Origin of the sequence: Xanthomonas fragariae (assembly GCF_900183975.1) — a bacterium.
Taxonomy (GTDB): domain Bacteria; phylum Pseudomonadota; class Gammaproteobacteria; order Xanthomonadales; family Xanthomonadaceae; genus Xanthomonas; species Xanthomonas fragariae.
Genome location: NZ_LT853882.1, coordinates 369,411 through 387,926 on the forward strand (window position 1 = coordinate 369,411; position 18,516 = coordinate 387,926).

Annotated in this window: 11 protein-coding genes and 6 pseudogenes; 8 read left to right on the forward strand and 9 right to left on the reverse strand. The window is 62.7% G+C overall.

Going from position 1 to position 18,516, the window contains the following annotated elements; all coding sequences use genetic code 11:
* Positions 1–15: 15 nt before the first annotated feature.
* Together PD885_RS01700 and PD885_RS01710 are read right to left on the reverse strand one after the other, a co-directional pair.
* A pseudogene (locus tag PD885_RS01700) lies at positions 16–1,382 on the reverse strand (IS5 family transposase).
* Between the two features lie 325 nt (positions 1,383–1,707).
* Positions 1,708–2,169, reverse strand: a complete 462-nt coding sequence (locus tag PD885_RS01710; RefSeq protein WP_002808192.1) for a thioredoxin family protein — start codon at positions 2,167–2,169, stop codon at positions 1,708–1,710.
* 15 nt (positions 2,170–2,184) lie between these two features.
* Here PD885_RS01710 and PD885_RS01715 point away from each other — a divergent pair.
* Positions 2,185–2,655 (forward strand): annotated as a pseudogene (locus tag PD885_RS01715) (pseudouridine synthase); the annotation flags it as partial.
* Between the two features lie 56 nt (positions 2,656–2,711).
* Here the strand turns inward: PD885_RS01715 and PD885_RS01720 are convergent.
* On the reverse strand, positions 2,712–3,254 hold the full coding sequence (locus PD885_RS01720) for a DUF2059 domain-containing protein (RefSeq protein ID WP_002808187.1): 543 nt from the start codon (positions 3,252–3,254) through the stop codon (positions 2,712–2,714).
* A gap of 93 nt (positions 3,255–3,347) precedes the next feature.
* Here PD885_RS01720 and arfB point away from each other — a divergent pair, with 93 nt between their 5' ends.
* The 3 genes from arfB to dcp all read left to right on the forward strand — a co-directional run bounded on the left by arfB (position 3,348) and on the right by dcp (position 7,153).
* Complete coding sequence (gene arfB / locus PD885_RS01725; protein WP_002808185.1) at positions 3,348–3,779, forward strand: alternative ribosome rescue aminoacyl-tRNA hydrolase ArfB; 432 nt, start codon at positions 3,348–3,350, stop codon at positions 3,777–3,779.
* 2 nt (positions 3,780–3,781) lie between these two features.
* Positions 3,782–4,411 carry a lysophosphatidylcholine acyltransferase gene (locus tag PD885_RS01730; protein ID WP_002808183.1) on the forward strand — a complete coding sequence of 210 codons (630 nt, stop codon included), beginning with the start codon at positions 3,782–3,784 and terminating at the stop codon, positions 4,409–4,411.
* Between the two features lie 573 nt (positions 4,412–4,984).
* Entirely contained in the window at positions 4,985–7,153 is a 2,169-nt protein-coding gene (gene dcp / locus PD885_RS01735) for a peptidyl-dipeptidase Dcp (protein WP_002808181.1), read from the forward strand.
* A 114-nt stretch (positions 7,154–7,267) separates the two neighbouring features.
* Here dcp and xopN read toward each other — a convergent pair whose 3' ends face one another.
* On the reverse strand, positions 7,268–9,454 hold the full coding sequence (gene xopN / locus PD885_RS01740) for a type III secretion system effector XopN (protein WP_002808180.1): 2,187 nt from the start codon (positions 9,452–9,454) through the stop codon (positions 7,268–7,270).
* A gap of 380 nt (positions 9,455–9,834) precedes the next feature.
* Between xopN and PD885_RS01745 the strand changes: the two are divergent.
* The 3 genes and pseudogenes from PD885_RS01745 to PD885_RS21250 all read left to right on the forward strand — a co-directional run.
* Positions 9,835–10,083: pseudogene (locus PD885_RS01745) on the forward strand (TetR/AcrR family transcriptional regulator C-terminal domain-containing protein); the annotation flags it as partial.
* A gap of 550 nt (positions 10,084–10,633) precedes the next feature.
* Positions 10,634–11,792, forward strand: a pseudogene (locus tag PD885_RS01750) (IS3 family transposase).
* Complete coding sequence (locus PD885_RS21250; protein ID WP_156775373.1) at positions 11,789–11,935, forward strand: hypothetical protein; 147 nt, start codon at positions 11,789–11,791, stop codon at positions 11,933–11,935. The pseudogene PD885_RS01750 and the gene PD885_RS21250 overlap by 4 nt, the downstream one beginning before the upstream one ends.
* A 155-nt stretch (positions 11,936–12,090) precedes the next feature.
* On the opposite strand, the pseudogene PD885_RS21855 reads toward PD885_RS21250, so the two are convergent.
* From PD885_RS21855 to PD885_RS01770, 5 genes and pseudogenes are all read right to left on the reverse strand, one after another.
* A pseudogene (locus tag PD885_RS21855) lies at positions 12,091–12,263 on the reverse strand (IS5/IS1182 family transposase); the annotation flags it as partial.
* A 217-nt stretch (positions 12,264–12,480) separates the two neighbouring features.
* A complete protein-coding gene (gene glpK, locus PD885_RS01755; protein ID WP_088056615.1) occupies positions 12,481–13,980 on the reverse strand; it encodes a glycerol kinase GlpK in 1,500 nt (499 codons plus the stop codon).
* A 141-nt stretch (positions 13,981–14,121) separates the two neighbouring features.
* Positions 14,122–14,943 (reverse strand): MIP/aquaporin family protein, encoded by an 822-nt coding sequence (locus PD885_RS01760; RefSeq protein ID WP_088056616.1) that lies wholly within the window; start codon positions 14,941–14,943, stop codon positions 14,122–14,124.
* Between the two features lie 178 nt (positions 14,944–15,121).
* A complete protein-coding gene (gene glpD, locus PD885_RS01765) occupies positions 15,122–16,633 on the reverse strand; it encodes a glycerol-3-phosphate dehydrogenase (RefSeq protein ID WP_002808174.1) in 1,512 nt (503 codons plus the stop codon).
* Between the two features lie 227 nt (positions 16,634–16,860).
* Positions 16,861–17,688, reverse strand: a complete 828-nt coding sequence (locus PD885_RS01770; RefSeq protein ID WP_002808173.1) for a DeoR/GlpR family DNA-binding transcription regulator — start codon at positions 17,686–17,688, stop codon at positions 16,861–16,863.
* A gap of 265 nt (positions 17,689–17,953) precedes the next feature.
* Here PD885_RS01770 and PD885_RS01775 point away from each other — a divergent pair.
* Positions 17,954–18,445 (forward strand): annotated as a pseudogene (locus tag PD885_RS01775) (alpha/beta hydrolase); the annotation flags it as partial.
* Between the last annotated feature and the right edge of the window lie 71 nt (positions 18,446–18,516).

Consider the following 18,516-nt stretch of genomic DNA (forward strand, 5'->3'; position numbering starts at 1 on the left):
CCTGAAAAATCCCCTTCAAGCGCCAAGTGCCGTCGGTGACAGCGGCACGGTACTCAAGGATGACCATCTCATCGCCCGCATCCAGGCACGCAAAAACGCTATCCAGCGCAGCAGCCAGCGCAGGTTGTAGCCAGCGGCGCAGCCGAGCACGTGCAGCGCATCGCCTTGGGCACCTTTCAGCCTGCAGCGACGCAACCGGCAGTCGTCTTTCAGATGTCCGATCACCGGCTCCACCGCCTGCCGTCGCTTGATCCAGCGCCATTGCCGTCGCGTCAGCGTCTTGGCCTTGCCGCGATGCAGGACCTGCACGCCATCGACCTCGCGCCCGCGATAGCCCAGGTGCACGATCGCCACCGTCGGTTCTACGCTCACATCCTGCAGCAACCCGCGTGTCTGCTCCAGCTGCTCGGCCAAGGTATCGCCGTCGTACGGGTTGCCCGGGAAGCTGCGCGCACCCACGACCAATCCCTTGCAGGCGGTGACCGCAATGCCGACCTTGACGCCGAATTCGTACGCTTGACGCGCCTTGCCCTTGCCGATGCATTCCACTTCTGGGGCATGCAATGCGTAGAGTTTTTGTTTGTCCTTCGGACGCTGCGTGTACAGCCGTTGCGCACGTTCCAGCCAGACAGCGATGCGCTCGCGCACGCCGGTGTTTACCTGATCGAGTTTGCGTTGGATGTCGCGCACGAGCCGTCCCAGCACTGTGCGTTGACGTCGCAGCACGCGCCGCATCCGCTTGAACTGGCGCGCATGCGCATACCGACCTGCCTTGCGGCTCAGGGCCGGGCCTTGCCGCGCGTAGCTCTGCCGCAATCCGATGCCGTGCCGCTTGGCCAGTAACACCAGCTTCTTGCGTGCCACCTCCAGCAAACGGCTGTCGGTCGGATAGGCGATCGCCTTTTCCTGCACCGTGGTGTCCACGATCACCCGCGACAACCGCGTGCGTCCATCGCCTGCATCGCATGCGCGGCGTTGATGGTGTGCGCCAGCAGCTCTTCCATCCCGGCCTCACCCAGGCGCTGCCGCCAGCGCGTCAGCGAGCTGGCATCGCACGGCAAACGCGTCTGGAACACGACCTCACCAGTGAAGAACTGCCAGTACGGATTCTCCAGCCAGCGCTCGCACACCGCTTCATCGGACAGGTCGTAGGCGTGTTTGAGGTAGAGCAAACCGGCAATCAGCCGCACCGGCAATGCCGGCCGACCGCCACCGGCCTGGGTGGCCGGCAAGCGCGATGAAAGTGCTTGCTCCAACGCCGTCCACGGCATCCGTTGGCTCAGCCGCGCCAGCGGATGACGCAGATCGATCTGGTTCTCCAGCCGCGAACGAAACAACTCGTCGGCAGGCATGTGCTCGGCAGCAGGACGGCGTGTACGCATGACTGAAAATTGCCAGAAACCAGCCTTCAGCGTAGCGAACACTGGTAGTTCTGGCACGCCGGTGCAGACATCAAGGCCTTGCGGTCGTTGGGTGGTTGGGGTTTTTCAGGTGCGACTCGTTAGGCACTGCCATGCGCAGTGGAGCCGACGCAGCCAGGGGCCGGCCAAGCGAGCAAAACGAATTGGCCGGTTTCGGCAACGACAATGATGCGCAACAGCACGCGCGTGATCAGCGCATGCTCAACATCACCCCCGATACCGGTGCGTTGCTGGCGGTTCGCGGCGCCGCCTGGGCGCACGCCACAGACCATGCACACGACCTGCGTCAGCGTGCTTGGTTGGCGTGCGCCACGTGGTCGAAGAATTGGTAAATGCCGTCGTCGCTCATCTTGCGTGCGTTGGCCAGCTCGCCGGCACGTGTGGTGTACAGCAGCTTGCCCGCGGGCGAGACCACCACCGCGGCGGGAATGCCTTTCTGGATCGGGTCGCCATAGCGCTGGCTGATGTCCAGGTTGTGGTCGAAATTACCCACGTCCACCTTCACTACCACGAACGACTTGCTGATCAGCGGCGCATTTTTCGCGGTGTGCAGCGAGGTGTCCAGCGCCCGGCAGTCGTGGCACCAGTTGGCGCCGAAAATTACCAGGGTGGGCTTGTGCGCTTTCTTGGCGGCCGCCAGCGCATGGCGCAGTTGCGCGCTCGCATCGGCGTGTTCGTCGTAGGGCAGATCCACGGCGTGGGCCAGCGGAACAACCGCCAGCAGGCAGAGCAGGAGCCAGGTGCGCATAGAGGCACTTCCTTGATGGGAAACCGGCATGCTCTGCCAGCCGTCTGGCGCGGTCAACGGGCAGGTGAGCGCAGCGACGCGGTGGCATGCGGTGTCAGCGACACAGATAATCCGCCGGTGGAGCACATCCCCAAAGCATTTGCTGATTCTCTACCAGGACGACGTCCTGGCCGTCGTCGACAAACCCACAGGCCTGATGGTCCACGACAGCAAGCTGGCACGAGGGGAAGACGACGTTCTTGCCCACCGTATGCGCAAGCAACTGGGCCGGTGGATCTTTCTGGTGCACCGGCTCGATCGCGCTACCAGTGGCGGTGCGTCGCGGCTGGCCGGCCAAGGAGCGCTTTATCGTTGACCACGATCTGGATGGCGGTCCAGGCAAGCCGGTCAAGAAGCCGGCAGCAACGTACTTCCAGCCGCTGGCCACCGGTGACCTGGAGATTCCTTGGCACCGGTTTTGCCACCTCTCGCTACGCGCTGGAGAGGAGCTAATCCGCATTCGATCTACTTACCCCGATCCCGAATTCCCGAATTCCAGCTCTTCAGGGCTTCTGCGCCGCCGCAGGCTCATTGACGATCTTCTCCAAATCCTTCTGCAGATCCGCAAACATCGGCAGCATCTTTTGCTGGATTGCGCCCATCAGGTTCTGGGTCAGCGCCGGGGTCTTGTCGAGCAGGCGCTGGCCGGCCGAGCTCTCGTAGAACTCGGCCATGGCCAGCACGTCCTCACGCGAGAACGAGCGCTTGTAGATGTCCACATACATCGGGCGCAGCTCCGACCACGATAGTGCTTTGCGCACGGTCTGGCGGGTACGCTCCTGGATACGCTGCAATTGCGCCTGTTGCGCGCTATTGAGCTGGCGTTGCGCGGTGAGCTGAGCGAATTGTTGCTGCTGCATCGCTTCGACCTGCGGCAGCATAGTGTCCAGCATGGTCTGCGCGCGTGAGGCGGCCAGCAGACGGTTGATCTCGGCATCGCTGGGCGCCTGTGCGAATGCGGCGGGCGTGGCAATCGCCAGCGCGGCCAGCAAGAACAGACGGCGCGCGACAGCGTGGGCGGCGGCAACGAAACGAGGGAGTGGCATCGGAGCATCTGCGCAGTTTGGGAACCGGCAGCAGCATACGGGAAGCCGGCGTTTTCGCGCGCGTCCACGCCGCTGCCGATACAATTGCAGCGCATGGCCAGCGACCCGATCCAGATCACCCCCAGCCTGACGATTCCGCCCAGCGAGATCGTCGAACGCTTCGTGCGCGCTAGCGGCGCGGGCGGGCAGAACGTCAACAAGGTCTCCACTGCGGTGGAGCTGCGTTTCGACGTGGCCGGATCGCCGACGCTGCCCGAACCCTTGCGCACGCGCCTGCTGTCGCGGCGCGACCGCCGCATGACCGCCGACGGCGTGCTGGTGATCGATGCGCAGCGCTTCCGTACCCAGGACCGCAACCGCGACGATGCGCGCGAACGGTTGTTCGAGATCATCAGTGCGTGCCTGTCGGTGCCCAAGCGCCGGGTCGCCACCAAACCGAGTCATGGTGCCAAGCTGCGGCGGCTGGATGCCAAGCGTGAGCGCAGCCATATCAAGCGTGGACGCTCTGCGTCCCACTGGGAGTAAGCGTGAGTCATACCGACCCGTCGTTGCCACCGGTAACACAGGCCAACATCCTGCTACAGCCATCCCCGCCCAGCATGCCGCGAGCCCACGGTCGCTTCGGCCGTTGGTTTGGCCGCACCGGACTCCGCCTGACTGGCTGGCGCCTGGTCGGGCGGCTGCCCGACGAACCCAAGCTGGTGATGATCGTCGCCCCGCATTCGTCCAACTGGGACGGATTTGTCGGCTTTGCGGCCAAGTTCGCGCTCGGCTTCGAGGTGCGTGTGCTGGGCAAGTCGCAATTGTTCTGGTGGCCGCTTGGCCCGCTGCTGCGCAAGCTCGGCGCCATCCCCCTAGACCGCAGCTCGCCGCAGGGCACCATCGGCCAGGCGGTGCGGCTGATCCGCAATTCCGAACAGATGTGGTACGTGATCACTCCCGAAGGCACGCGCAAGCGCGTGGAGCAGTGGAAGGCTGGCTTCTGGAAGATCGCTTCCGATTCCAAGGTACCGATCCTGCCGGTGTATTTCGACTATCCCAGCAAGACCGTGGGCATCGGCGAGCCGTTCTGGACCGGTAGCGACATGGCCGCCGATATCGCCGCCATTCGCACCTGGTACCGGCCCTGGCGCGGCAAGCATCGCGATACGCTTTGAAGGCGGTGTCGAGCGGCCGAAAGGTCGCTCGACAACTGCGCGAACAGGTATCGGGCGATTGGCTGGCCGAGCGCAGTAAAGCGGTGCCGCGCACGCAGCTGATGCGCAGCGCCAGCTGTGCCGCCAGAGCGAGTTATGCACTTTGGAAAAGCGCGGAGGCGTTAGGGAACCTCTGAACAACTCCTCCTGGCTGCGCAACACTACACATCTCCGTTGAGGAGTGATCCATGCAACTGACGTTTAGTGATGCCGAGAGTCTTGGCAAGTGCAAGCAGCTCTGCCGTGAGATCTTCCTGGCCGAGACGGAACAGGTGGTGCCGTGGAAGCAACTGCGCGCACCCAGGTGAAGGCACCGCTTGCGCATGGGAGAGAGGGACAACTCAGATTGCGGTATGCCTTCCCGACTCGAAAGGGAGAAGGTGCCCGAAGGGCGGATGAGGGCGCAACGGCCGCGACGCTCAATCACCCCTTTCCAGCACACGCCGACGCAGGACCCAATTCAACGGCACATGCCAGCGGGCGGCAAACCCGCTAGTGTGATTGGCTGCTCTACCCACTCAGGACTCACACGCCATGTCGCGTACCGTCGTTCTGGCCGTTGCCATCACCCTGGCACTGGCTGCTTGTTCTGGAAAAAAACCGTCCGGTAAGGAGTCCACCGCCGTGCCCGAAAAGACCGCCACCACCCCGGCTGCGGATGCTGCGCCGAATCCGCTGCTGACCGCCAGCACGCTGCCGTTCCAGGCGCCGCCGTTCGACAAGATCAAGGACGCCGATTATCTGCCCGCCTTCGATGAAGGCATGCGCCTGCATCTGGCCGATATCCGCAAGATCGCCGACAACCCCGAGCCCCTCACCTTCGACAACACCATCGAGGCGATGGAACGCAGCGGCGAAACGCTCGCGCGTGTCTCGCGCATTTTCTTCGGGCTGGTGCAAGCCGATACCAGCGATGCACGCCAGAAGATCCAGGAAGAGATCGCGCCCAAGTTGGCCGCGCACCAGGACGAGATCTATCTCGATCCGAAATTGTTCGCCCGCGTCAAAACCCTTTACGACCAGCGCGACACACTGAGCCTGGATCCGGAGCAGAAGCGTCTGGTCGAGCGCGATTACGAAGAGCTCGTGCGTGCCGGTGCGCAGCTGTCCGAGACCGACAAGGCCAGCCTGCGCAAGCTCAATATTGAAGAGACCAAGCTTTCCACGCAGTTCCACACCCGCCTGATGGCCGCCTCGGCTGCCGGCGCGGTGGTAGTTGACGACAAGGCCAAGCTCGATGGCTTGAGTGAGGGCGACATCGCCGCCGCTGCCGATGCCGCCAAGGCGCGCAAGCTCGCTGGCAACTATCTGCTCACCTTGCAAAACACCACCCAGCAGCCGGTACTGGCCTCGTTGAAGGACCGCCAGCTGCGCGCCGACGTGCTCAAGGCTTCGGAAACGCGTGCAGAGAGAGGCGATGCCAACGATACCCGCCAGACCATCCAGCGCCTGGCACAGTTGCGCGCTCAAAAAGCCAAGCTGCTCGGCTTCGGCAACTACGCCGCCTACAGTCTGGGCGACCAGATGGCCAAGACCCCGGACGCTGCGCTCAAGCTGCTGACCGACACCGTGCCGGCAGCTACCGCCAAGGCACGCCGCGAAGTGGCCGAGATGCAGAAGGTCATCGATACGCAGAAGGGCGACTTCAAGCTCGCCGCCTCCGATTGGGACTTCTACGCCGAGCAGGTGCGCAAGGCCAAGTACGACCTGGACGAAGCGCAGATAAAGCCGTATTTCGAACTGGACAACGTGCTGCAAAACGGCGTTTTCTACGCGGCCACCCAGCTGTACGGCATCACCTTCAAGCAGCGCACCGACATCCCGACCTATCACCCGGACATGAAGGTGTATGAGGTGTTCGATCACGACGGCACGTCGATGGCGCTGTTCTATACCGACTACTTCAAGCGCGACAGCAAGTCCGGTGGCGCCTGGATGGACGAGTTCGTCAAGCAGGACGGCCTCACCGGCGCCAAGCCGGTGGTCTACAACGTCTGCAACTTCACCAAGCCGGCTGCCGGCCAGCCGGCGTTGCTGAGTTTCGACGATGTCACCACCTTGTTCCATGAGTTCGGCCACGCGCTGCACGGCATGTTCTCCAAGGTGAAGTACCCCTCGATCGCCGGCACCAGCACCTCGCGCGACTTCGTCGAGTTCCCCTCGCAGTTCAACGAGCATTGGGCCTCCGATCCCAAGGTGTTCGCGCACTACGCCAAGCACTATCAGACCGGTGCAGCGATGCCGCCCGAGCTGGTGGAGAAGATCAAGAAAGCCAGGACCTTCAACAGCGGCTACGCCACTACCGAATACCTGTCGGCCGCGCTGCTCGATCTGGCTTGGCACACCCAGCCGGCCGACGCGCCGTTGCATGACGTGAGCAAGTTCGAAGCCGATGCCTTGAAGCGCTTCAAGGTGGACCTGGCCGAAGTACCACCGCGTTACCGCAGCAGCTATTTCGACCACATCTGGGGCGGCGGTTATTCGGCCGGTTACTACGCCTATTTCTGGTCGAAAGTGCTCGACGAAGATGCGTTCGAATGGTTCAAGGAAAACGGCGGGTTGAATCGCAAGAATGGCGACGCCTTCCGCGCCAAGATTCTCTCGCGCGGCAATACCGTTGATCTGGCCACGCTGTATCGCGATTTCCGCGGCAACGACCCCAGCGTCAAGGCGCTGCTAAAAGATCGTGGTTTGACCGAGTAAACAAGCCGCGTGCACGACGCGCGCGGGTGCCGGCGATGATCGACACGGGATGGCCTTGCGGCCATCCCGTTTTTGTTGCGTCGCATTTGATGCATTGCAGTGGTCAACGCCGCATCACGCCGGTCGCGGCGGCGCCTCATCGTCCGCGATCTGCACGATCACCTCGTGCGACTGCGGCGCAGACGCCCCTGCTGGGCGCAGTTGTTTCACCGCTTGCGGCAGGGTCAGCGACGGCGCGGTCTGCACTCTGGATGACGTGGCCCGGGACTGTTGGATGAGCTCCCTGGCCTGCTGCAACAAATTTTCCACATCGTTGCCCTGCAGAAGCTCACTGATCTTTAGGCTCGCCTTGGTGGCCCGACGCTGGGACAGCGCTTCGCTGGCGCCCCCCATCACACCGCGGAGGACTTGCTGCTTCAATCCGATGTCGGTGTCGCCCTCGCGGCGATTGTTCTTGACGGTGATGGCGGTGTGCTGATTTAGGGCGCCAACCGCAGCCATGGCTCCCGACAGTGCGGAGATCGCCAGGGTCTGCTTCGTCGGCACCTTGCGCGCTCCGCCATGCGCCGCTGAGCTGGCCTTGCCGATCACCGAGGACGCCGCGCTGCCCAGCACGCCGAGGTGGAACATCTGGCCAATGCGTTGAGCGGTCTGTGCGGAGAATTCGCGCAAGGTGTACTTCTTGGCGATATCGCTGATCAGTTGATCCGACACCACCGACTTCTCGGCGTTGAGCAGCACCTCCGCAGCCACACCGTCTGGGTCAAGTTCGTCCAACTTGCCTTCGCGCAAGGCTTGCAGGTCCTGGCTCAGCAGTTTCAAGGCCTTCGCCGGGCCGGCGCCGTGACCCGATTCCAGATCCAGGTCGTCGGCGTCTGCCGCCCCCTGTGGCGAGGGCGATGCCGCCACCTCCGCCTTGAGCGCTTTCTCCATCGATGCCAGTGCGTTGGTGACGCGTTTGACCAAAGCTTGCGTGGGCGACTGAATCAATTTGCGGAGTCTGCTTTGATCGATATCGTCTGCCGCGACCGGCTCGCCACGCGCAAATTTTGACTTGCCCGTCTCGGTCAGTACATCGGCGTACAGCAGATTGAGCTTGTTGTTGTAATCCTGTTTTGCCTGTTCGTCGAAGCCGGCAGCCACATGCTGCGCAGCTGTCATCAGCAGGGCACCGACGGTCTGGGCGGTTGGCGACAGCGCCCGCATTGCGCCGGTCTTGCTGAGCAGGCCCAGCGTGCCGGCCAATGGTGAGCGCAGGATGCGCGGGACGGCCTGCCAGCGATTGCCCATCCATTGCCGGTCGTGCGCGCCCTGGGTCATGACAAAGTCGTGCTGGCCCTGATGCAGGCGTGCTTCGGCTTCCAGCAATTTGTGGGCAGCGGCCATGAGGTTGCCAGTTGCTGTCGTCGAGTGGGTGCTGTCCGCGACGTTCTTGAGTTCGCGGAACTGATCGCAACAACCGCCGAATTCTGCGACATGGATTTCCAACGCCTTCGCAAGGTCCGGTAGCCAATGCTTGTCGTTGATCTGATTCTTGTCCGGCACGATGACGTGACCGCCATGCTCGCGAATCGACTCGCACAGGCTGACCACCGCCGACTGCTGGGCCGCATTCATCGGCGCGGCGATGGCCGCTGTCGCAACGCCGAACCCTGCGCCCGCCCAAGGCTGACGGGTTGCATAGTTGATCCAGGGCGAGACGATGTACTGCATCGCATTGTTTAGAAAACTGCCGGTGGGATTGGGCATGCCGGACAGCAGCGCGGTACGTCGCAACTTGGAAACCTCGCCTTCGCTCAACCCCTGCGCCTTGTACCAATCCATCGCATCTGTTTCGCGGACGCGGCTCAAAAGATCCGCGTGCGTTGCTGCACGTTCCTCCACGGTGGTGCCGTCCAGCAATTTTACCCGCCCATTCATCGGCCTGACCGCGTTGATGAGTGTCGCCGCCAGTTGGGGCTGGACCTGGCGGCGGTTGTCGGCAGCCAGTTTGTCTTTGAGTCGCGTCAGCCGTGACCCACGAAGGTTCGACGAAACTGCAGGCGGCACACTGTGCATGCCGACGGCGCCCGATTGCACAGCCGCCTGCGTCGCCGCAGGCGTCGCATGCGAAGTGGCGCCTGCGACCTCCTTGCCGCGCCTGCTCGGACGGCGCGGCAGTATGGTCAGTGGGGTATCGGGCTGGATGTCCGAATGGCTGGGTAAAACGCTGGAGGAGGCTTCTTTTCCGATGTCCTGGATGTTCGGGTTCGACGCCGACGCGTTACGATTGACTGAATTGGCGAATGTAGTAATCTTCATCAGATATGTCCTGGCTCTAAATGCAGTGACGGCATCGATTGATAGCCGGTGCCGAGGAATGCGACCGCCACGCAGCCTTGAAGCTGAGTGCATCGTCGACGGACGGCGTAGTTTCCATATCTCGAAGAGAGCACCGAGCTCAGGTACGCGACGCAGCCATTGCTGAGATGAAAGATCCAAACTGCGGACCGCATTGAGCGAGGATTGAATCACTCTGCAAGCAACATTTAGGCCAGACAGCGAACTGATGTCGCTGCGCCCGAATCTCTCCGTACGTTGCCGATATCGGAGGTTTGGCGCATTGCTGGCCGATAGCAGAGCTGGCGAAGCCTTACGCGGCAGCTGGCGTCGCACGAGCATCTGCCCCGCCCACGCCGGAGCGCGCGCAGCTGTCGCCGTTGGGCAGCAAGGAGGAAGGAACCACCACCTGGCGACGCGTTGCGTTGGCCGACGGGCGGCTCGCAAGCGTGGAGCCGCACTTCGCCGCGCAGCAGCTGCAGGCGTTGGTGCAGGGCTTCGCGTTCTGGCCGCAGCTCGCCACGGGCCAGCCGCCGCTGTCGCCGGAGCAACAGACGCAGATGGCCGAATCGGCGGTGGCGATGTTCCTGGGGTTTTACTGGCGCAAGTGAGTGCACGCGCGGGTGATGCGCGCGGCGTGGCTTTATCGCAGTGCATCTTCCGCCGGTTTTCCCCTGCGTTGCACGTCTGTTGAAGGCGTCGACGACGTCACGCGTCGTACACTGCTACGCCTGCGCAAACATGCCTTTCCAATGCGCGCGCGGTTAACGTCACCTGTTCAACAGCACATGCCGATGCATGGAGCACTGCAGGTCGCCTGTCCATGAGACGCGACAGTCGTGGCAAATACAGCGCGAGAGTGGACGGGCCGGTCGCATTTATGCGCTGCCTAGACGGCAGTGAATGCACCGGTCTGCTATGCGTGGCGCGACGATATTTCTGAGCTGCCTGCGCGGCAGTGAACGAGAGGCTTGTTGAGTCCATTAAAATCAAATGTTTCTGAGCTGCCTACGCGGCAGTGAACACGCGGGCAGTTCTGGTGCACCTGCTTGGTAATTTCTGAGCTGCGTACGCGGCAGTGAACCTAACTACTACACATGATACGCCCAGGGTTTCCTAGACATCTCAAGGCCATGGAAAATGGTCAATTCGGAGGTGTCCATGAGCAGCAAGCGGTATACGGATGAATTCAAGATCGAGGCGGTCCGGCAAGTGACCAATCGTGGTTTCAAGGTGGCAGAAGTCGCGGAGCGACTGGGTGTCACCACGCACAGCCTCTACGCCTGGCTGCGCAAGTTCGGCAAGCCTGGCGTGGTGCAGCGCGCCGAGGTGGACCAGAGCGCCGAGGTTCGGCGGCTGAAGGCAGAGTTGCGTCGAGTGACCGAGGAGCGCGACATCCTAAAAAAGGCCGCCGCGTACTTTGCCAAGGGGTAAGGGCAAAGTACGCCTTCATGCAAGCCCACTGTGGGGAATTCAGGGTGTGTGCGATGTGCCGGGTATTGCGGGTCAACCGGTCGGGCTATTACGCCTGGTTGTGCTCGCCCAACAGTGAGCGCGCCAAGGAAGATGGGCGCTTGCTTGGACTGATCAAGCACCACTGGCTGGCCAGCGGCAGTGTCTATGGGCATCGCAAGATCACCAGGGATCTGCGCGATCTGGGTGAGCGTTTCTGGGTGAGCGTTGCAGTCGCCATCGGGTGCATCGGCTGATGCGCACCGAGGGACTGCGTGCCCAGGTGGGCTATGGTCGCAAACCGCGCTTCCATGGAGGAATGCAGTGCAAGGCGGCGGCCAACCTGCTTGACCGACAGTTCGACGTGACTGAGCCGGACACAGCCTGGGCGAGCGATTTCACCTTCATCCGCACGCATGAAGGCTGGATGTACCTGGCTGTTGTGATCGATCTGTTTTCCCGGCAGGTCGTCGGCTGGGCGATGCGCGATCGGGCCGACACCGAGTTGGTCGTGCAGGCCTTGTTGTCTGCGGTGTGGCGGCGCAAACCCAACGCTGGTTGCTTGGTTCATTCGGACCAAGGGTCTGTCTACACCAGCGATGACTGGCGCAGTTTCCTGGCGTCCCATGGCGTGGTGTGCAGCATGAGTCGGCGTGGCAACTGCCACGACAACGCACCCGTGGAGAGCTTCTTCGGCCTGCTCAAACGCGAGCGGATCAGGCGGCGGACCTATTCCACCAAGGACGCCGCTCGCGCCGAGGTATTCGACTACATCGAGATGTTCTACAACCCCAACCGCCGCCACGGTTCAACTGGCGACCTGTCCCCTGTAGAGTTTAAACGGCGCTACGCGCAACGAGGGTCTTGAGTGTCTACGGAACCCTGGGCGTATCAGTTCGCGATGAGCAGATGGTTCGTATCCGCGGCATTGAGTACCGCGTCTTCACCAAACAGGTCGAGGTGGATGGGGTGAACCAGGCCAAACTTTGGCTTAAACCAGAGCAATTTTGAGGTGGCTGAGCGATTCGCCCTAAGCGTGTGGACACGTTGCATGGCGCATCGTCGATGCAGTGCGCTGACATCCCGCCAGAAGCGGCTACCAAAACGCAGAAAGTCGCCGTCAGCAGATATGAGGTGAGCGAGCGCAATGCCAGATTAATAGCGGTGCGGCGTCCCAAGTGGATGCGCAGATTGCCCCTCCCTGCAAACCAGGCGTGGGGATGTTTGACGCTCCGGGGATGCGGCACAACCGGTCTTTGCGCGCAATCCCCTTGCGGGCGAGACGCGCAATGATGCCACGCCGCTTGAGGTGATCGCGGCAGCGGTGGATGTCGATCGCATTGCGACATGCCATGACCGCAATTTTCGCTATTATCGATACAGCAGAAAAAGGTTGTGTTAGCTGCTATTACAGTGAACGAAAGAATAGATGTGCTACTGAACGTGGTCGTCAGGTTGCATGCACTACACGGAGGTACCGCAGTAGCCGCGTAACGAATGCCGCTTCGCGCACCTACACGCGCCTGACAGCTGCGCAATAGCTTTCATCGGCTCTCTCAACTGATACGGAAGCCCATCGTCGCTTCCACCGCCTGCTGCCAACCGGCATAAAGCTGTTTGCGCTTGTCCTCGGCCATATCCGGCGTGAAGCGGCGATCCACCGCCCACTGCTTGGCGATCTCTTCGCGGCTGCTCCAAAACCCGGTCGCAAGTCCTGCAAGATACGCCGCACCGAGTGCGGTGGTTTCGGCCACTTCCGGGCGTAGCACCGGTACATTGAGAGTGTCGCTCTGGAACTGGGCCAAGAAATCGTTGGCGATTGCGCCACCGTCGGCGCGTAGCTCCTTCAATTCGATGCCCGAATCCAGTTGCGTCGCGGTGAGCACGTCGCGGGTCTGATACGCCATGGATTCGACCGCCGCCCGGATGAAGTGTTCCTTGCTGGTGCCACGCGTCAGCCCGAACACCGCGCCACGAATATCGCTACGCCAGTACGGCGCGCCCAAGCCGACGAAGGCCGGCACGATATACGCGCCGTCGTTGTCGCCGGCGCGTTCGGCATACGCTTGTGAGTCGCTGGCCTTGCCCAGCATGCGCAAGCCATCGCGCAACCACTGCACCACCGAGCCGGCCACGAAGATTGCGCCTTCCAATGCGTATTCGACCTTGCCGTCGATGCCCCACGCGATGGTGGTCAACAAACCGGCCGTGGAGGCCACCGCTTTGTTGCCGGTGTTCATCAGCATGAAACAGCCGGTGCCATAAGTGTTCTTGGCCATGCCCGGTTCGAAGCAGGCCTGGCCGAACAGCGCAGCCTGCTGGTCGCCAGCGATGCCTGCAATCGATACCTGTTCGCCGTAGAAATACTGGGTCTGGGTCATGCCATAGACCTCGCTGGACGAGCGCACTTCGGGCAGCATCTGCGGGGGCACGTCGAGCATCTCCAGCAGGTCCGCGTCCCATTCCAGTGTGTGGATGTTGTACATCATGGTGCGCGAGGCGTTGGTGTAATCGGTGACGTGCACCTTGCCGCCGGTGAGGTTCCAGATCAGCCAACTGTCGATGGTGCCGAACGCCAGCTCGCCCCTGCGTGCACGCTCGCGCGCGCCTTCCACACGATCGAGGATCCACTTGACCTTGGTGCCGGAGAAATACGCATCGATCAGCAGACCGGTCTTGTCGCGCACCATCTGCTCATGACCGGCCGCTTTCAGCTGGGTACAGATGTCATTGGTCTGCCGCGATTGCCACACGATGGCGTTGTAGATCGGCTGGCCTGTCGCCTTGTCCCATACCACTGCGGTTTCACGCTGATTGGTGATGCCGATACCGGCAATCGAACGCGCATCGATCTGCGCGTTGTTGAGCAGCTCGGTGATCGTGGTGTAGACGCTGGTCATTATCTCGCGCGGGTTGTGTTCCACCCAACTCGGCTGCGGAAAGATCTGGCTGAACTCACGCTGCGCCACACCGGCCACCTTGCCCTGGCGATCGAACAACATCGCGCGCGAACTGGTGGTGCCTTGATCGATCGCAAGGACGTACTGCTTTTCCATCGGAGAGTCCTCAAGCAATGCCGGCGCTGGCGCGCGGCGAAAGTGGTCGGTGCAGCATGGTGACGACGTGTGAGCGGCAACAGGTCGGTGACTATTTGCAGATGCGTCGTCGGTTTTGATGCTCGCTTCAAGGCAGTGCAATCACGGCGGATCGAGCGGCCGCGTACCGCCCTGCAGATGGCGCACGCACGCCGGCAAAAACGGCAGAATCAGCCACTGGTAAGCCAGCGCACCGATAGGGCCGCCGATCAGCGGGCCGACGATTGGAACCCACCAGTAATTGTCCTTTGCCGGCAAGGCGGCTTCGCCCCAACCAGCGACGTAGGCGAACAACCGTGGGCCGAAGTCGCGCGCCGGGTTCATCGCCCAGGCTTCGAGATACCCCATCGACGCGCCCAACGTTGCCACCAGCAAGCCGATCATCAGCGCGCCGGAATTGGCGGTCGGCGCTGCCTCGTTGAACTCTTCGGTGATGGCAAAGACGCCGAAGATCAGGAACGCCGTGATGATGATCTGGTCGACCAGTGCATGCATCGGCGTGACTGCAAGGCCAGGTGCGGTAAAGAACACCCCAGCTGCGCCACCGGCTTGGCGGGTGAGCTGCTGTACTTGGTTGTAGTGGTCGATCACCGGCCCGTACAGCTGATAGACGATCGCCGCGCCAAGGAAGGCGCCGACGACTTGGGCGACCCAGTAGGGCAGCACTTTCTTCCAGGAAAAATCGCGGAACAACGCCAGCGCCAGCGTCACCGCGGGATTGGCATGTGTGCCGGAGACCGAGCCGGTGACATAGATCGCCAGCGTCACCGACAAACCCCAGGCAATGCATACGCCCCAATAAGCATTTTGGTACGGGCTGGGGTCGTAGAGGATGTACATCGCGGCGACCGAATCGCCGAACGCGATGATGATGAACATCGCCACTGCTTCTGAGATCAACTCACCCACCAATTGGCGGCTCATGCGCGCGAGCCCGCGGAGGCGTCGGCGATGCAAGCGGGATGGTGCGACGCGCGTTTCAGCGCGCAGTGGTGCTCGGTGATGCGCATCTGGGTTGCCCTCCACGTGACTCAGGATGATGCCGGAGTGTGCGCCAGGATACGTTGCCGGACGCCCCGTCCTGGCCGGCAACGCGGTATGTTCAAGTAGATACCACGTCGGTCTGCTGGACTGATTGAGTCTGCAAATAATCTTCCAACCGCTGCCGGCCGGCCGCATCGATACGCAAACCGAGTTTGCTGCGGCGCCACAGGATATCGTCGGCGGTCAATGCCCACTCGTGTTGCCGCAGATACTCCACCTCTGCCTGATACAGGTCCGCACCGAAGTGCGTGCCGAGGCCGGCCAGATCTTGTGCATCGCCCAGCAGTCGTTCTGCACAGGTGCCGTAGTTGCGCACCAATCGCTGTGCGGTGGCCGCCGGCAACCAGGGATGCGCATTGCGCACGCGTTCCAGAAGGCTGGCGATATCGCGTTGTTCGCCGCCCGGCAGGGCATCGCCGCGCGCGGTCCAGGCCGGCTTGCGCGCACCCAGCGCATGCGTCAGCCGGTCGACTGCCTCTTCGGCGAGCTTGCGGTAAGTGGTCAGCTTGCCGCCGAACACGTTGAGCAACGACGCGCCGTCGGTGACCACCTCCAGTTGGTAATCGCGGGTGACTTCGGCGGCGTTGTCTTCGGCGTCGTCGAGCAACGGACGCACGCCGCTGTAGTTCCACACCACATCCTGCGGGCTGATCTGCTGTTGGAAATACAGGTTCACCGCATCGCACAGGTACTGCGCTTCGGCCGCATCGATCTTGGGTGACGCGGGGTCGGCCGCGTAGTCCACGTCGGTGGTGCCGATCAAGGTGAAGTCGTGCTCGTACGGAATGGCGAACACGATGCGTCGGTCCGGTTGCTGAAAGATGTAGGCGTGGTCGTGGTCGAACAGTTTGGGCACCACGATATGGCTGCCCTTGACCAACCGCAGCGCATGTCGATGCGGCACCGCGGCCACGTTGTCCAGGAACGATACCGCCCACGGCCCGGCCGCGTTGGCCAGCGCGCGCGCCTGCACGGTGCGGCGGCCGTCGCGGTCTTCGAGTTCGGCGTACCAGAACCCGGCATCGCGCCAGGCACCAACGCAGCGCGTGCGCGTCAGGATGTTTGCGCCGCGCCTGGCTGCGTCCATTGCGTTGAGCACCACTAATCGCGCGTCCTGCACCCAGGCATCGGAATACACGAAACCGGTGCGCAGCGATTCCTGCAGCGGCTGGCCGACCGGATGCGTGCGCAGCGACAGCTGGCGTGAGCGCGGCAGGCTGCGCTTGCTGCCACCCAAATGGTCGTACAGGAACAGGCCGGCGCGAATCATCCACGCCGGGCGCAGATGCGGCTGGTGCGGTAGCAAAAAGCGCAGCGGCCAGATGATGTGCGGCGCCAGCCGCAGCAGCACTTCGCGCTCGGCCAGCGCCTTGCCGACCAGCGCGAATTCGTACTGCTCCAGATAGCGCAGGCCGCCGTGGATGAGTTTGGTGCTGGCGCTGCTGGTATGCGCGGCCAGATCGTCCTGCTCGCACAGGCACACCGACAGGCCGCGGCCGGCCGCATCGCGGGCGATGCCGACCCCATTGATGCCGCCGCCTATCACCAGAAGATCGTACCTCTCGCCCATCGGTGTCTCCATCCGGGCGCGCACGTGAGCGAACCCAAGTTGTCGTTTTCAAACATATTCGAACATGGAGCCTTGTTGGCGCGTGAATCTACGGATTGGCTATAGTCGTAGCGCCAAAAGCGAATGGCATGAGCTATCAAGGCGCGAGGTTCGATCCGAACTTCGAATGCAGTTGCGCCCTTGTCGGCTGCCGCACATCAAAAACACACAAAACCGAACACTGACCGTTAGCCGGCGCCGCCAGCGTCTGCCAGATGCACGCGGGTGCCGGCCTCGGCCAGTATCGCGGCCAGTTCCTGCGGCGGCGGTCGGTCGGTGAACCAGTCGTGTATCTGGGCGATCGCCCCCAGCCGCACCATGGCGTTGCGGCCGAATTTACTGTGGTCTGCGGCCAGCAGTACCTGCCGCGAGTGCTCGATGATGGCCTGGGCCACGCGCACTTCTTGGTAGTCGAAGTCCAGCAAGGTGCCATCCAGATCGATGCCGGAAATGCCGATCACCCCGAAATCCACTTTGAACTGGCGGATCAGCTCCACCGTCGTCGCCCCGGTCACGCCCTGGTCGCGCCCGCGCACCACACCGCCGGCCACAATCACCTCGAAGCTCGGGTTGGCGCTGAGCATCACCGCCACGTTGAGGTTGTTGGTGATCACGCGCAGGCCGCGGTGCTGCAGCAATGCACGCGCCACCTCTTCGTTGGTGGTGCCGAGGTTGATGAACAGCGAGGCATCGTCGGGAATGAAGCGCGCGAGGTGTGCAGCGATGAGTTGCTTTTCGCGCGCTTGTATCGCCTTGCGTGCGGTATAGGCCAAGTTTTCCACGCTCGAGGGCATGCTGACGCCGCCGTGGTAACGGCGCAGCACACCGGCATCGCACAGCAAGGTCAGATCGCGACGGATGGTCTGCGGGGTGACCTCAAAGCGCGTCGCCAGGCCCTCCACGTCGGCGAAGCCCTGCTGTCGTACCAATGCCACCAATTGCTCCTGGCGCGGGTTTAACGCCAGCGCCGGGACAGTCTTGTAGTGAGTCGACTCCATGCGCAGATGATCGCGCATGGACTTGATGATGCAAGCGCGACTGCGACTGCGACTGCGACTGCGCGGTGTCGGATGACATAGTGGACGGCTGACGCGGCATCTCATCGGTCTGGATCAATCTCGTATGCTGGCCGGCTCTTCGGCGGGCTGGATGCGCTAGAAGTGCCTCTGGTGGAAGTGGCTGGCGACGACGATCGGGTCTGCCGCCTGCCGACCTGCGCGATGATGCGGCTGCCACCGGCCACCGGTGGGTGCCGATCACCCCTTCAATAAGAGGTTGCGTATGACCTTCCGAATCACCTGTCTGCTGTTGCTGCTATTGGTCACCGCTGCGCTGCAGGCACAACCGCATCCCGGACCCGGCACCCAGCTGTCGCAGGTCCACGCCGACGACGGTCGGACACTGGCGGTGTGGTCGCGCGTGCCCGCCCAGCCGCGTGGCACGGTCCTGCTGGTGCATGGCCGTACCTGGAGTTCGCTGCCTAATTTCGACCTGCAGGTACTTGGTGAACCGCCCGACTCGCGCTCGGTGCTCGCGGCGTTGGCGCAGGCCGGTTATGCCGCCTACGCGGTGGATCTGCGCGGCTACGGCGGCACTGTGCGCGATCCCAGCGGCTGGAACACACCCGAGCGTGCGGTCGCTGATGTGTGTGACGTACTGGTCTGGATTGCGCACACCCATCCCGGCTTGGCGCCGTCGGCGCTGCTCGGCTATTCCAATGGCGCCCGGGTTGCGCTGCTGATGCGCCCAGCCTGGGCGCCGATGTTGAGCGCGGCGACCACCTCGCTGCGTAGAGCAGGTCGCGCCTTAAAGCACACCCAGCGAGCAGGATGCATGTGCGGCGT